Here is a 17,417-nt window from a genome sequence, read left to right as displayed (position 1 = left end):
GGAGCTTTAATACTTACAGGAATCATTGCATATTGGGTAGCTTCAACACCTCAGTTAATCAATTTAATTTTAGGAAATAAAATTTTATTTTTTGGATTAATTATTGCTGAAATAGCTTGTGTAGGGTATATAGCTGCTAGAATACATAAAATTTCAGCACAAACTGCAACAGCGTTGTTTTTGGGGTATTCAGTACTTAATGGACTTACCTTATCATTTATTTTTATGGCTTATACAGCCACTTCAATAGCCACTACATTTTTTATAACAGCAGGTACTTTTGGAGTTATGAGTATTTATGGTTTCTATACAAAACGCGATTTAACTTCCATTGGAAATTTAGCTTTTATGGCATTAATTGGTTTAATAATTGCTTCTGTAGTAAATATTTTTCTAAAAAGTGAAATGATGTACTGGATTACAACGTATGCGGGTATTTTAATTTTTGTTGCCTTAATTGCCTATGATACTCAAAAAATAAAGGAAATGAATATCGTTGGCAATGAAGGAACTGAAGAAGATAAAAAAGAAGCTATTATGGGAGCTTTATCACTTTATTTAGATTTTATAAATCTGTTTCTTTATTTATTAAGAATTTTTGGAGATAGAAAATAAATGTTTTTTGTATGAACCTTCAAAGGAAATAATAAAAATAATATGGAAAGTCTGTTAATAAATATTTTAACAGACTTTTTTTTATATTATACCTCAAAATAGTACTTTAGCAACTCTTCAAGAATTTTTATAAAATTTAATGGCTGAACAAATAAATTATACGGAGGATAATATCCGATCACTCGACTGGAAAGAGCATATTAGAATGCGCCCGGGAATGTATATTGGTAAATTAGGAGATGGAGCATCACCTGATGACGGTATTTATATTCTTATAAAGGAAGTATTAGACAATTCTATTGACGAATACGTTATGGGTGCAGGTAAAACCATTGAAGTTTCAGTAAAAGATGAAACGGTTACAATTCGTGATTATGGTCGAGGAATTCCTTTAGGAAAAGTGGTAGATGTAGTTTCTAAAATGAACACAGGAGGAAAGTATGATTCCAAAGCTTTTAAAAAATCTGTAGGATTGAACGGTGTTGGTACAAAAGCTGTAAATGCATTATCGTCTTATTTTAGAGTTCAATCTTTTCGTGATAATTTAACGGCAGTTGCTGAATTTTCAGCAGGAAATATTACATTAGAAGAAAAACCAGCAGAATCAACACAACGTAAAGGGACAAAAGTAACCTTCGTTCCAGACAAAGAAATTTTTTCAAAATTTAAATATAGAAATGAATACATTGTAAAAATGATTAAAAACTATGTGTATTTAAACACAGGTTTAACAATTGTTTTTAATGGTGAAAAATATTTTTCAGAAAATGGTTTAAAAGATTTATTGGATGAAAATATTGATGAAGAATCAAAACTATTTCCTATCATTCACTTAAAAGGAGATGATATAGAGGTTGCATTAACTTATAGTAAAGCACAATATAGTGAAGAATATCATTCGTTTGTAAACGGACAACATACCACACAAGGTGGAACACATCAAAATGCTTTTAGAGAAGCCATTGTAAAAACCATACGAGAGTATTTTGGTAAAAATTATGAAGCTTCTGATATCCGTAAATCCATTGTTTCCGCAGTGAGCGTAAAAGTAATGGAACCTATTTTTGAAAGCCAAACCAAAACCAAATTAGGTTCAACAGAAATGGGTGACGGTTTGCCAACAGTGCGTACGTATATTACTGATTTTGTAAAAACAAATTTGGATAATTACCTTCATAAAAACCCAAACGTTGCAGAGAAAATTCAAAAGAAAATATTGCAAGCTGAAAAAGAGCGAAACGATTTATCAGGCATCAGAAAATTAGCGCGTGAACGTGCAAAAAAAGCAAGTGTACACAATAAAAAATTAAGAGATTGCAGAGTGCATTTTAACGATTTAAAAAAGGAGAATCGTTTAGAAAGTACCTTGTTTATTACCGAGGGAGATTCAGCAAGTGGATCCATTACCAAATCGAGAAATGTAAATACACAGGCGGTATTTAGTTTACGTGGTAAACCGCTAAATTCATACGGAATGAATAAAAAAATTGTGTATGAAAATGAAGAATTTAATTTGCTGCAAGCAGCCTTAAATATTGAAGATGGTTTAGAAGAATTACGTTATAATAATATTGTAATTGCAACAGATGCTGATGTTGATGGAATGCATATTCGGTTGTTATTAATTACCTTTTTTCTTCAATTTTTTCCTGAATTAATTAAAGAAGGGCATCTATATATTTTAGACACGCCATTGTTTAGAGTGCGTGATAAAAAACAAACCTTTTATTGTTATTCTCAAGAAGAAAAACAAGTAGCTATAGACAAGCTAAAGGGTAAGCCAGAAATGACTCGATTTAAAGGATTAGGTGAGATTTCACCTGATGAGTTTGTGCATTTTATAGGTGAAGATATTCGCTTAGATCCAGTGATGCTTGATAAAGAAATGCCGATAGATAAAATGTTAGAGTTTTATATGGGGAAAAATACTCCAGACAGACAAAAATTTATCATCAGAAATTTAAAAGTTGAATTAGATATCGTAGAAGAAATTTAAAATGCAAGACGAAAATAACGACCATTTGAACGAAGAAATAAACGAAGAATTTGGAAACCAAGAAACCATTACCAAGGTTACGGGAATGTATAAAGATTGGTTTTTAGATTATGCTTCGTATGTTATTTTAGAGCGTGCTGTTCCTGGTATTAAAGATGGTTTTAAGCCTGTTCAGCGTAGAATTTTACATTCTATGAAAGATTTAGACGATGGGCGTTACAATAAAGTAGCCAACATTGTTGGACACACCATGCAATACCATCCTCACGGAGATGCTTCTATTGCGGATGCTATGGTTCAAATTGGGCAAAAAGAATTATTAATAGACATGCAAGGAAACTGGGGAAATATTTTAACTGGTGACCGTGCAGCAGCTTCAAGGTATATTGAAGCACGTTTAACAAAATTTGCGTTAGACGTAGTTTTTAATCCTAAAACCACCGCTTGGCAATCTTCTTATGACGGAAGAAGAAAAGAACCAGTAGATTTACCTGTAAAATTTCCAATGTTATTAGCGCAAGGAGCTGAAGGAATTGCAGTTGGACTTTCAACGAAAATTTTACCTCATAATTTTAATGAATTAATTGATGCTTCTATAAAACATTTAAAAGGAAAGAGTTTTACCTTAATTCCAGATTTTTTAACTGGCGGAATTGCAGATGTTTCTAATTATAATGATGGAAAGCGTGGAGGGAAAATTAGAGTACGGGCAAAAATTTCTCAACTCGATAAAAAAACCTTGGTAATTAATGAAATTCCTTTTGGAACTACCACCTCAAGTTTAATAGAATCTATTTTAAAAGCCAATGAAAAAGGCACTATAAAAATTAAACAAATTGAAGACAATACGGCTGCAAATGTTGAAATATTAGTGCATTTACCTCCTGGAATCTCACCTGATAAAACCATTGATGCGTTGTTTGCTTTTACCAGTTGTGAAAACCCAATTTCGCCTTTATGTTGTGTTATTGATGATAATAAACCTGTATTTATTGGTGTTTCAGAAATTTTAAGATTGTCTACAGATCTAACGGTTGAACTTCTTAAGCAAGAACTTGAAATTCAGTTAAATGAATTAGAAGAACAATGGCATTTTGCATCTTTAGAACGTATTTTTATTGAAAACAGAATATACCGAGATATTGAAGAAGAAGAAACTTGGGCAGGCGTAATTAAAGCTATTGATGAAGGCTTAAAACCTCATATAAAACATTTAAAAAGAGCGATTACTGAAGAAGATATTGTTCGATTAACAGAAATTAGAATTAAAAAAATATCTAAGTTTGATATTGATAAAGCAAAACAATTTATTGAAAGCTTAGAAGAGAAAATTGCAGAAGTAAAAAACTATTTAGCGAATTTAATAGATTTTGCAATTGATTATTTTAAGAATTTAAAAACTAAATACGGTAAGGGAAAAGAACGTAAAACTGAAATTCGTTTATTTGATGATATTGTAGCTACAAAAGTAGTGATGCGAAACACGAAACTCTATGTAAATAGGGAAGAAGGTTTTGTAGGAACTTCTTTAAAACGGGATGAATATATAGACGATTGCTCAGATATAGACGATGTAATTGTGTTTAGAAAAGATGGTGTAATGCTCATTACAAAAGTGGATGCTAAAACATTTGTAGGGAAAGATATTATTCATATTGCGGTATTTAAAAAGAATGATAAACGTACCGTTTATAATATGATTTATCGTGATGGAAAAAGCGGACCTAATTATATGAAACGTTTTAATGTTACGGGTGTAACTCGCGATAAAGAATATGATTTAACTGCTGGAAATAAAGGTTCAGTTGTACTTTATTTTTCAGCAAATCCAAATGGTGAAGCTGAAACAGTTACAATTTATTTACGCTCAGTTGGAAGTGTTAAAAAGTTGAAATGGGATATAGATTTTTCTGATTTAGCAATTAAGGGAAGAAGTTCTAAAGGGAACATTGTTTCAAAATATACGATAAAAAGAATAGAACTAAAATCTGAAGGAGTTTCTACACTAAAACCTCGTAAAATTTGGTTCGATGAAACTGTACAACGCTTAAATGTTGATGGAAGAGGTGAATTATTAGGTGAATTTAAACCAGAAGATAGATTGTTAATAATAAATCAAAAAGGAATTGTTAAAACTGTAAAACCAGAATTAACTACACATTTTGATGCAGATATGATTGTGTTGGAAAAATGGATTCCAGAAAAGCCAATTTCTACCATTTATTTTGATGGTGATAAAGAAAAGTATTTCATAAAACGCTTTATGATTGACAATCCTAATAAAGAAGAACTCTTTATTACGGAACACCCAAAATCGCAATTAGAAATTGTTTCTACAGATTATAGACCTATGGCTGAGGTGGTATTTTCAAAACGAAATATAGAACCTATAGAAGTGAATTTTGAAGATTTTATTGCAGTAAAAGGTATTAAAGCAATGGGGAATCAATTAACTACAGATAAAATTAAGCAGGTAAATATGTTATTGCCATTGCCTTATGAACCATCTGTTATTGAGGAAGTTGAGGTAAATGATGAAGAGGTAATAGTTACTAATTCTAGAGCATTTGATGATAAAGATTCAAAAACAGAAGAAGACGGACAAATAACCTTATTTTAAGACTACCTTTAGCATCCGATAGGGAAATTAAGGAAGTCTTAAAACGCACTTCATTACGAAAAAACGCATCATTCTGAATTTATTTCAGAATCTCATCCTGCGGATAACCAATTATTATGAGATCCTGAACCCAAATCAGGTGGATGAAACTGAACGTCATTCTCGCGAACGAGGGAATCTGTTACTTTTTAGTTTTACTCTTGAGATTGCTTCAGTTTTATGCCAACGCACCAGTCAGTTAGATCAGTCACTAAAAATGTTTGTAAAACATTTTTTACGCTCTGCAATGACGAAAAAACGAAAATATTTGAGTTGTAATAAAACTAATTTCTATTTTGTAAATTGCTTAAAAATTAACAACATGATTCAATCTTACAAACAGCAACCAAAATTACAGGAAGTATACGATACTATTATTATAGGATCTGGAATGGGTGGTTTGGCTACAGCAGCTATCTTAGCTAAAGAAGGTCAAAAAGTGTTGGTGTTGGAGCGGCACTATACAGCTGGTGGTTTTACGCATGTTTTTAAACGAAAAGACTATGAATGGGATGTGGGTATTCATTATATAGGAGAAATGCAACGTGAAAATAGCATCCTTAGAAAACTGTTTAATTATATAAGCAACAGTGAATTAAAATGGGCTGATATTGGAGAGGTGTACGACAAAATAGTGATTGGAGACCAACACTACGATTTTGTAAAAGGCGTGAATAACTTTAAGAAACAACTCATTTCCTATTTTCCCGAAGAGGAGCAGGCGATCCATACTTATGTAGATTTGGTTTTTGAAGCTGTTAAAACAAGTAAAAACTATTATATGAGCAAAGCAATGCCTCCTTTTTTAGAAAAAATAATAGGAGGTTATTTAAAAAAGCCGTTTTACAAATTTGCTGATAAAACAACATACGAAGTACTTAGTTCTTTAACCAAGAATGAAACCCTTATAAAGGTATTATCTGGGCAATATGGAGATTACGGATTAGCTCCAAAACAAAGCAGTTTTTATATGCACGCCTCCGTAGCGCGGCATTATTTTGATGGAGGAAGTTTTCCTATTGGAGGCTCTTCGCAAATTGTAAAAACCATAGCACCTATAGTAGCAGCTGCTGGTGGGACTATTTTAATAAATGCAGAAGTAGAAGAAGTTCTTATTGAAAAAAACACAGCCAAAGGTGTTTTAATGAAAGATGGTAAAAAAATCTATGCCAAAAACATTGTAAGCAATGCTGGAATTATGACTACCTATAACAAATTACTACCAGCTGCAACGGTTGAAAAACACCAATTAAAAAAGCAGTTGCAAAAAGTAAAACAATCGGTAGCACACGCAAGTTTGTACATTGGTTTAGAAGGAACGCCGGAAGAATTACAACTTCCAAAAACCAATTATTGGATTTATCCTGCCGAAGGAGACCATGATACCTGTGTCAAAAACTATTTAGAAGATTTGTCACAACCATTTCCGGTGGTGTATCTTTCTTTTCCCTCAGCCAAAGACCCAGACTGGTCCAATCGATATCCAGAGAAAAGCAGTATCGATATTATTACCTTAATTCCGTATGAAACCTTTGAAAAATGGGAAAATAAACCTTGGAAGAAAAGAGGAGCAGCGTATGAAGCGCTGAAAGAAGAATTTGCACAACGTTTATTAAATGAGTTGTACAAACAACTACCACAAGTAAAAGGCAAAATAAATTGTTACGAACTTTCTACACCACTTTCAACACAACATTTTGTAAATTATGAAAAAGGAGAAATTTACGGGTTAGATCATAGCCCTTCCAGATTTAGACAATCATTTTTAAAACCACGAACGCCCATTAAAAATTTCTACCTCACCGGTCAGGATATTGTAACTGCAGGCGTGGGCGGTGCGCTGTTTTCAGGTGTGTTAACAGCGATGGCCATCACTGGTAAAAATATATTAAAAAAGGTTTAGGGAAAGATATATCATTTTTGTTCTTCTACTATCAGTTTTGAAGTTTTCTGTAAGCTAAAATAAGGGTTAGGGTATATTTTCTCACGTAATCTTGTACTCAATAACTTAACGCAACATTACAAACAAATTTATGATTTGTTACTTTTTCAAATAAAAGTCCAAAATTTTCATCTATTCTAAACGTGTTAAAGGAGTTTATTCGAATCAATCAATCACAAATTAAAATGATATAAATTTTTTATTTTAATAGATCATAAGTTTTTTTTTAAACCTAAAACCTTAATAGCTAAATAGCTAAAATGTGTTATCATGATAAAATTTAATATTATTTTTAATGATAATTATCATAATCATTAAATTTTATTTTATATTAGCCATAACTAATCAACCATAAAAACCAATGAAGAGATACATCACATAATTAAAAAAGTTACTTGTAACAACTTTTTTAAAAATTGCACCCCTATTGTATACGTTTCTTCATCCCCCACGGAGAAAAATGATGTTTAATTGAATATCATCATTATAAATTTCAATCTATTTCTAGAATATTTTAAGAGTATAGTATTTTTTTGGACTATTCTTAACCTATAAATTTAATTACTTATGAAAAAAATTACACTATTAATTTTGTGTTTCTCTATGACAATTACTATAAGTGTTGCACAAGAAATTATGCGTTCAACCTTAGGTATTTCAGGATCCTCGTCCTTAGTTTCTAGTGGCTCTAAGCATTATTTTGTACAACAAAGTGTTGGACAGACTAGTGTTATTGGTAAATTTCAATCTAACGGAATGATTTTAAGACAGGGGTTTATTCAACCTCCAATGCTTTCAAGTAAAGTAATTCCAGAAGAAACAAATTTGGAGGCAATTATTTATCCAAATCCAGTAAATAATGAAGTAAATATTACCTTCAAAGAAGCTGTAAAGGAAATAGTTTATATTCAAATTTTTGATTTGTTAGGACGTAGTGTTTACACTAAAGAAATGAATCCTGCTCAACAATTAAATATAAATCTTAGTTTTTTGGCAAGTGCCCAATACCTTTTTCTTATCAATACAGGTGAAAAACAATTTAAAGCAAATCTTATAAAACGATAATTATGAAAAAAATTACATTACTAATTTTCCTTTGTTTAGGAATTACTTCTTTTGGACAACAAATTTATATTGAAGGAGGTAAAACACTATCATCATTTGATTATAAGAATTCACAAGGTGGTAGTTTAGATAATCTACAAGCTTCACCTCATAGTTTTATGACTGTAGGGTATAGAAAACAGATTTTTACAAAAAACTTAAATATATCATTGGGTACTAGTTATGCAGGTTACGGTGCTATAGGAAGTGATGATAATGTAGGGAATTATATGGAGTGGGATATCAATTATTTAGAGTTTAATGTAGGGTTGGATTATGAGTTGTTTAAAATTAAGAAAGGGAAAATTTATTTGAAGGGTACCGCTTCCATGGCATTTTTACTTCAAGGAACGCAAACAGTAAACAATATGGTTATTGATTTGAAAAACAACGATAATTTTGACAAGACCTTGTATGATTTTAGAGGAGGTTTTGGTTTTTCACACCCAATTTCAGACAATCTTTCATTTTATGTTCAATATATGCGCGGAAGAAGTATCACACTTAAAGAAGGTGTAGCTAATACTGCAGATCAAGAAGAATTAAGAATTGTGAGTGATGCTATTAGTTTTGGATTGTTGATAAACATTGCTAAAAAATAGGAAAAACACATAGAGGAAATTTTACAACTAATTAAATCAAACATTATGAAAAAATTATTAATTATCGCATTACTTTTATTTGCCACAGGTAACTTATTTGCACAGACCGACGGCATGAGTTATCAGGCAGTGATTATAAATCCAAACATTCAAGAAATTCCAGGAGCAGATGTAAGTGGAAATATTCTACCAAATACAACAATATCTATACGATTTACAATAATAGATTCTAATAACTTGGAGGAATACCAAGAAGTGCAAACAACAACTACGGACCAATACGGGATGATAAATTTGTTGATTGGAATTGTAGATCATGATGCATTCACATTAATAAGCTGGGATGGAACGAACAAAGATTTAAAGGTTGAAATAGATTTTAATGGTGGTTCTAATTTTGTGAGCCTAAGTAGAGAACAATTAACGTTTTTACCTTATGCCAGTCATAGGAATATTACAGCTTCGGGAACTTTAAAAGTTGATGAAGCTACTTTTTTAAATGGAGAATTAACTGTGGAAGAGCCAACACATTTAAATAGCACTTTAGATGTAAATAATAATAGTGCTTCAAATCTTACGGGTGATTTAACAGTTGGAGGAGCTACAATAATTGAAGGCACAACAAATTTGAATAGCTCATTAGATGTTAATAATAAGAGTATTACAAATCTTTCAGGAGCCTTAAATGTTGGGGAAGATATTCTCCCATTTGATGCCCAAGCGCCTACATATTTATATGGAAAATTAAACGTGGTTGGTCTAGCTACAGTTGATGATCTTGTATCTACTGGTGAAGCTGCATTTAATGATTTAACAGCTAGAACTTTAGAGGTTACAGATACTAGCCATTTAATAGGAGCTACAACTGTAGAGGGAACTACAGTAATAAACGGCATTACTACTATAAACAATGCGACAACCATAAACGGAGCTACTATAATTGATAATACGGCAACCATAACTGGAGCTACTATCATAGATAACATAGCAACTATAAACGGAGCTACAACTCTTAACAGTACATTAGATGTGAAGAATAAGAGTACAACAAATCTTACAGGAGCATTAAATGTTGGAGTATTTACAAATCCAGTTGATGCATCGGCACCTACTAATTTATACGGAACATTAAATGTAAACGGTGGTGCAGAATTTGCCAAAAATATAAAGACCGGAAGTTTATGGGTTGATGGACTTACGAATTTAAGAGGAAGTGCTATTATAGAAGGTAATTCTACAAATATAAAAACTACTTTAACTAGAATTGACAATCAATTAAGAGTAGATGGACCTACATCTTTAACAAATTCTTTAAATGTTGTAGGTATAACTACATTAAGCGGTGCAGCTAATTTAACAGGACCTACTACAACAATAAGTGGAGTTACAGCTATAAATAATGCAACAACAATAACAGGTAAAACAACATTAAATGGTATTACAGAAATTAATTCGGGAAATTCACAAGTAAAAATAAATTCAGGTTTTAATGTAAATGGAGCTGGAAATAATAAGAATGATTATCCAGTATTAATTTCAGGAAGTAACCAAGGACTAGCGATTCAAGTTAATAGTACAAATAGTTCGAACCAAAACAAGAATCATTACGTTTCTTTTTATACATCTGATGGAATAATGCAGGGTCGCATACAAGGAGAAACTCAAGCTGAAATGGTAGATAACTTAGATTATAAATATGAGCTTCGTCAACGGGATTTTGACCTTGCATCAGGAATAATTGACGTTGCATTTGCTACATATGATTTGGTGGTAGCAGTTGCAGAGGCTATATCAGCAGCTTCATCAACAACTGCTTGCGCTGGTTTTGGAGCTGTGGTTTGTTCTCCAATTCCTTCATTGATTGTTGAAAATACAGCTCAGGCAATAGCTGCAGGTATTTTAGAAGTATTTGTGATAGCTAAAGTAGCTGTCAGTGCATCATGGAGGCAGGATTGGATTGATAAAATGGCAAATGAAAGAGGTGTTACGTATCAATCAGATGCTGGTGATTATGCGGAATATTTATCTAGAGCAGATGTAAATGAAGAAATGACTTATGGTGATATTGTAGGTGTTATTGGAGGGAAAGTTTCTAAAAATACCATTGGTGCAGAAAGAATGATGGTTGTTTCTTATAAACCTATTGTACTTGGTAATATGCCACAATCTTCTAATGAAAATGAATATGAAAAAATCGCATTTATGGGGCAGGTGCCTGTAAAAGTATTTGGAAAAGTTAGCATAGGAGATTATATCCTTCCAAGAGGATACAATGATGGTACAGGAATAGCAATTAATCCTTCTAATATTAGAGCAAAAGATATTAATAACATTGTAGGTGTGGCTTGGGAATCTGTTGAAAACAATAATGGCTTCAATATGATTAATGTAGCTGTTGGTTTAAATGCTAATGACAATAATCCTATAGTTGTAAAATTAGAAAAACAAGTTTCTGAACAGACCGTTCAAATAAATGAGTTAAAACAGCAAATAGCTGAAATTATTACAAGGTTAGTTCAACAAGAATCAGGAATTTCTACTCCGGTAATAAGTGAGGTAGCTAAAAATGATGAAAATCATGTTACTCAGGATAGTAATATTGTTTATCATGAAATTACACAAGAAGATTTAGACCTTGGGTTAAAAATGGCTGAGGACCAAATGAGAGGATCTGGAATGGATTTAGAAAATAACCCATTTTTTAAACAACTTAAAATAGATCCTAATTATAAAGCAGAACTGTTAAAAACACTACAAGTGAAATTTAAAAATGCAATACATTACCACAAAAGCCTTGACGCAAAAGTAAATCCAAATTATTAAAAGTATAGAAATTGAATATAAATTAAATTGTTCAATTTAAATTACTGTTTTAATCATATAACTATCATGAAGAAAAAATATATAATTTCTTTTATATTCATATTGTTCTCATTGTACTTTGTACATTCACAAGGTACAACGGGAATACCAGATGCTAATTTTGAGAAGGCTTTGATAGATTTGGGAATTGATTCTGATGGAACTATCAATCAGTCTGTACTAACAAGTGATATCAGTTCAGTCTCAAATCTTAATATTTATAATAAAAATATTTCAAATCTTACAGGAATTGAAGGTTTCACAAGTTTAATAACGCTAAATTGTTCCTCTAACTTTTTAACAAGCCTTAATGTTTCCAATAATAGTTTCTTGGAAAAACTGTATTGTCAGAATAATAAAATTGAAAATCTGGATGTAACTTCCAATGCTTCTTTAATGGAGTTGGATTTTTCTTCGAATTTAATTAGTAGTATTACGTTAACTAATAACACATTGTTATTAAGTTTAAAAGGTTTAAATAATCTGCTTACTTCATTAGTTGTTACGTCTAATACCTCGCTAGAAGAATTGAATGTTTCAGGAAATCAACTTCAAGAACTTATAATATCTAATAATACATCTTTAAAGTATTTATTATGCAGTTCAAACCAAATTACAGGTTTAAATGTTTCTTCCAATAGCTTATTAAATACATTGGATTGTTCAAGTAATCAATTAAGTGCTCTGGTTGTAAGTGCGAACACTAACTTAAAAAAGCTTACATGTTCAGACAATCAATTAAGTGAAATTATTGTGAGTAATAATAATATACTCAATTTTTTAAGTGTTGCAAATAATCAACTAACAGCATTAGATGTAACGGCTAATTTAGAATTACAAACTTTAATTTGTGCGGATAACTTTCTTTCTACATTAACTATTTCTGGAACTAATAATAATGCGAAGTTAAAAGTAATTGATGTTTCTCGTAATTTACTTTCAAACCTAGACTTAAGTAAAATTGGAACATTTCAATGCCCTGTCCCACCAGTAAATGGAGAATTTTGCATTGAAAATATATCAATTAATGTATCAGGAAATCAATTAATAGCATTGAATATTAAAAATGGTTTCAATACTAATATATCATTATTTAATGCACAGAATAATCCAAATTTATATTGTATTCAAGTTGATGATGCATTCTTCCCAAATGGAGGATTAACTGGTTGGCTGAAAGATACCCTTGCGTTTTACAATAGTACTACTTGTGAGAATCTTACCTATGTGCCAGATGCTGTTTTTGAAACATATCTTGAAGCAAATGCTATGGGTGATGGTGTAGCAAATAATAATTTTGTTTTAACTTCTAATATAGAGTCTGTTACTTCTTTAAATGTAAATGGGTTGGCTATTGCTAATCTTACTGGAATAGAAGATTTTATAGCATTACAAAACTTAAATTGTTCTAATACCAATATCACTAGTATAGATATCAGTAAAAATAGTGCTTTAACTATTTTAACCTGTAATAATAACTCATTATTAACGGATTTAGACCTAAGGAGTAATACTTCTTTAACTACTATTGATTGTTATAATAATGCATTAACAAATTTAAAATTAGGTAGCAACAGTGTATTAACAACACTAAATTGTTCTGATAATTTTTTAACGAATTTAGATGTAAGTAAAAACACTGCAATAACTTCAATTGATTGTTCTAATAATACATTATCTAATTTAAATTTAGTTGGTAATAGTGTTTTAACAACATTAAATTGTTTTAATAACGCATTAACCAGTTTAAATTTAGGTAGTAATACTGCTTTAACTATAGTTAACTGTTCTAATAATTTACTAACAAGTTTGAATTTGGGAAGTAATAATGTATTAACAACATTAGATTGTTCATCAAATTCTTTAGTAAGTTTAAATATGAGTAAAAATTTAGGGGTAACAACAGTTAATTGCTCTAATAATACATTAACCAGTTTAAACTTGGGAAGTAATACCGTTTTAAAAACACTAGATTGTTCAGTTAATTCTTTGGTCAGTTTAAATGTTAGTGAAAACACTGCTTTAACAGAAATTTATTGTTCTAATAATCTATTAACTAGTTTGAATTTGAATAATAATACTGCTCTAGAAATAGTAGATTGTTCAAATAATGCATTAACTAGTTTAGACTTTAGCAATAATACTGTTTTAACAACACTAAATTTAGCTTCCAATTCTTTATTAAAGTTAAATTTAAAGAATGGGAATAATATTGCAATAACATCTTTTAATGTTACCTCTAACCCAAATGTATCGTGTATAGATGTTGATGATGATGTATGGAGCACGACTAACTGGACGAATATTGATGTTACTTCTAGTTTTAGCACAAACTGTAATACAACTTACATACCAGATGCTAATTTTGAAACATATCTTGAATCTCATGATATTGATGGGGAAATGGATGGGGAGAATCCAGCTAAGGCTGGAATTTGGGTGAGTATGGGTGATGGGATAATGAACAATTTTGTTCCAACTGATAAAATTTCTAGTGTAACGGTGCTAGACGTTAATACAGAAAGTATAACAGACTTAACAGGGATTGAGGATTTTATAGCTCTTTTAGATTTAAATTGTTCAACTAATTCAATAGTTAGTTTAGATTTAAGTGGCAATACTGCTTTAACAATATTAGACTGTTCAACAAATTTGTTGGTTAATTTAAATATAAGTAATAATGTTGCAATTATAACTAATACTAGTGGAACCATATATTTTGATACAACAACTAATCCAAGTTTATCTTGCATAAATGTTCATTCAAGTGTCGTAATAGAGACTGATGGAAGTGTAAATGGATGGTTAAAAGATGCTACTGCCAGTTATAATTTAAACTGTAACACTACGTATGTACCTGATACTGCTTTTGAAGCATATCTTGAAACTCATGATAAAGATGGGGTTGTAGTCCCTTTAGGAGACCCAACGAGTATGGGCGATGGTATAAGCAATAATAATTTTGTTTCAACTGATAAAATTTCTAATGTAACAGTGCTTGATATTAGTAGTCAAAGTATATCAAACTTAACTGGGATAGAAGATTTTAGTAGCTTACAAAACTTAAATTGTGCTACGAACTTATTGATTGATTTAGACTTGAGTAGTAATACAGCTTTAACTACCCTTAATTGTTCTATAAATCAAATTAATAGTTTGAATATAAGTGGCATTACTGCCTTAGTATCAATTGACTGTTCTAATAATGTTTTAACAAGTCTAGATTTTAGCGGTGCTATTAATTTAACATCTTTAACTTGTAATGACAACACATTAACGTCACTAACTATAAAAAACGGACAGAATGGAATTTTAACGGTATTTGACACGACATCTAATCCTGATTTATATTGTATAGAAGTAGATGATCCTATTTTGGCATATGCTGCAACAGGTTGGCAAAAAGATGCTTTTGCATTGTATAGTGCTGTAAATTGCGCAAATCGCATAACCGTTCTAGTTGATCCTGCTTTTGAACAGGCTTTAATTAATTTGGGGTATGATTCAATTGAAGATTTAACAGTTCTTACAGCAAATATTGAAGGTATTACATCCCTTGATATAAGCCTTAATAATATTTTTGATTTAACAGGAATTGAAGATTTCAGATCCTTAAATGAATTAAACTGTAGTGATAATTATATTTCTAATTTAAATGTTCAAAGTAATACTGCTTTAACCGTGTTAAATTGCGGAGGTAACAATTTAACATCTTTAGATATAAGTAAAAATATACTTTTAGAGCGTTTAAATTGTAATTCTAATAATTTATCTTTATTAGATGCAACTACAAATATTAGCTTACAAAAACTTGTTTGTGCCAATAATAAATTAACAAATTTAGTAGGTGTAAGTGGCAACCCATATTTAACAGATTTAGATTTCTCCAATAATAACATTTCAAATGTAATTATTACAGGAGATGTTTCATTAGAGAAATTAAAAGGGTCAAAAAATAATTTAACCGTTTTAAATACAATTGATAATACAAATTTAGTAGAGCTGATTATCAGTTCAAATAGAATAAGTAGTTTAGACTTGAGTACAAATACTTTACTGCATAAGCTAAATGGAAGTTTAAATAAATTAGAAAGTTTAACTTTAACGTCAAATACGGCTTTAGATACTTTAAATATTTCAGGAAATAAGATTGCTAGCATAGTTTTGGCAGCTAATACAAATTTAATTTCTCTTGATATTTCTAAAAATGTATTAACAAGCTTATCTTTAACTACAAACAATTTGTTAAAAGATTTAAATATTTCTAGTAATTTATTAGAAACTTTAGTTCTAACAAATAATACACTATTAAAAGATTTAAATTTAGCATCTAATCAATTTTTAGGGATTGACGTAGCTTCTTTATCATCTCTTTTAAAATTTAATTGCAGTTCAAATAAGATAACAGCTCTTGACCTAAATACAAACAGTGCGCTCACAAATATAAATTGCTCTAATAATCAACTTGTTACATTAAGTTTGCGCGATTGGACTAACAATAATTTAGTAGAATTTAATGCTTTAAGTAATGCAGATTTGACCTGTATTGAAATTAATAATATAGGAAGTATTGGAGGAAGCTGGAGCAAAGATACTGACGCATCATACAGTGTGGATTGTAGATATAGTGATACGTATGTACCAGACGATGCTTTTGAACAAGCCTTAATTAATGGGGGGTATGATACTGTTTTAGACAATTATGTTTTAACTGCTGGGATAAATACGTTAACAACGCTTAATATCAGTGGCTTGAGTATTGCTGATCTAACAGGGATTGAAGATTTTACAGCCTTACAAAACTTAGACTGTTCAGGTAACTTGTTGACTGATTTGGTTTTAAGTAGTAATACTGCTTTAACAACTTTAACTTGTAGTGATAACAATCTATTAACCAGTTTAACTTTAGTAAATAATACTGCTTTAACAACTTTAACGTGTAATAATAATGCCTTATTAACTATTTTGGACTTAAGTAGTAATACTGCCTTAACCACCTTAACTTGTAGTAATAATGCCTCATTAGCTAGTTTGAACTTGGGTAGTAATAGCTCATTAATTTCATTAGAATGCGCTAATAACGTATTAACTAATTTGGACTTAGTTACTAGTATAGCTTTAACAACATTAGATTGTTCTAATAACTCATTAACCAATTTAGACCTGGTAACTAATACAGCTTTAATAACGCTTAATTGCGCTACTAACGTATTAACTAGTTTAGACTTGGTTACCAATACTGTTTTAACAACGCTGAATTGTTCTGCAAATCAAATTGAGACGCTTGATATTAGTAATAATAGCGGTTTAACTTCATTAATTTGTAATAACAATTTATTGACCACATTAAATGGTAAGAATGGAAATAATGCAATTTTAACTGCATTTAATGCATCTTCAAACCCAAACCTTTATTGTATAGAAGTTGATGCAGGTTTTGCGCCAGCAGGAGGATTTGGTTGGCAAAAAGATGGGTTAGCATCATATGCAGAAGATTGTAGATATAATGAAACAGATGTTCCAGATGCTAATTTTGAAGCATATCTTGAAACTCATGATAAGTATGGAGATATAGTTGCTATAGGTGATTTAACGAGTTTGGGTGATGGTATTGTGGCTAATCATATTGTGTTTACT

The 17,417-nt window shown here is 30.7% G+C and carries 8 protein-coding genes; all 8 read left to right on the top strand.

Annotation, left to right across the window (positions count from 1 at the left end):
• Window positions 1-615: Bax inhibitor-1/YccA family protein (locus ABY863_RS08995; protein ID WP_372793998.1), on the top strand; the 615-nt coding region annotated here is incomplete at its 5' end.
• 139 nt (window positions 616-754) lie between these two features.
• The gene (locus tag ABY863_RS08990; RefSeq protein WP_372793996.1) at window positions 755-2,611 is read left to right on the top strand and encodes a DNA topoisomerase IV subunit B; all 1,857 of its coding nucleotides are present in this window, start codon (window positions 755-757) and stop codon (window positions 2,609-2,611) included.
• 1 nt (window position 2,612) lies between these two features.
• A complete protein-coding gene (locus tag ABY863_RS08985) occupies window positions 2,613-5,231 on the top strand; it encodes a DNA gyrase/topoisomerase IV subunit A (RefSeq protein WP_372793994.1) in 2,619 nt (872 codons plus the stop codon).
• Window positions 5,232-5,370: 139 nt separating this feature from the next.
• Window positions 5,371-7,173, top strand: a complete 1,803-nt coding sequence (locus tag ABY863_RS08980) for a phytoene desaturase family protein (RefSeq protein WP_372793992.1) — start codon at window positions 5,371-5,373, stop codon at window positions 7,171-7,173.
• Between the two features lie 606 nt (window positions 7,174-7,779).
• Window positions 7,780-8,277: a T9SS type A sorting domain-containing protein gene (locus ABY863_RS08975; RefSeq protein ID WP_372793990.1), complete on the top strand. Its 498-nt coding sequence runs from the start codon at window positions 7,780-7,782 to the stop codon at window positions 8,275-8,277.
• Window positions 8,278-8,279: 2 nt separating this feature from the next.
• The gene (locus ABY863_RS08970; RefSeq protein WP_372793988.1) at window positions 8,280-8,918 is read left to right on the top strand and encodes an outer membrane beta-barrel protein; all 639 of its coding nucleotides are present in this window, start codon (window positions 8,280-8,282) and stop codon (window positions 8,916-8,918) included.
• Window positions 8,919-8,963: 45 nt separating this feature from the next.
• Entirely contained in the window at window positions 8,964-11,741 is a 2,778-nt protein-coding gene (locus ABY863_RS08965; protein ID WP_372793986.1) for a hypothetical protein, read from the top strand.
• Between the two features lie 66 nt (window positions 11,742-11,807).
• Window positions 11,808-17,417: leucine-rich repeat domain-containing protein (locus tag ABY863_RS08960; RefSeq protein ID WP_372793984.1), on the top strand; the 5,610-nt coding region annotated here is incomplete at its 3' end.

This window comes from Lutibacter sp., from assembly GCF_041562875.1.
Classification (GTDB): domain Bacteria; phylum Bacteroidota; class Bacteroidia; order Flavobacteriales; family Flavobacteriaceae; genus Lutibacter.
This window is presented reverse-complemented; position numbering and strand designations above follow the sequence as displayed.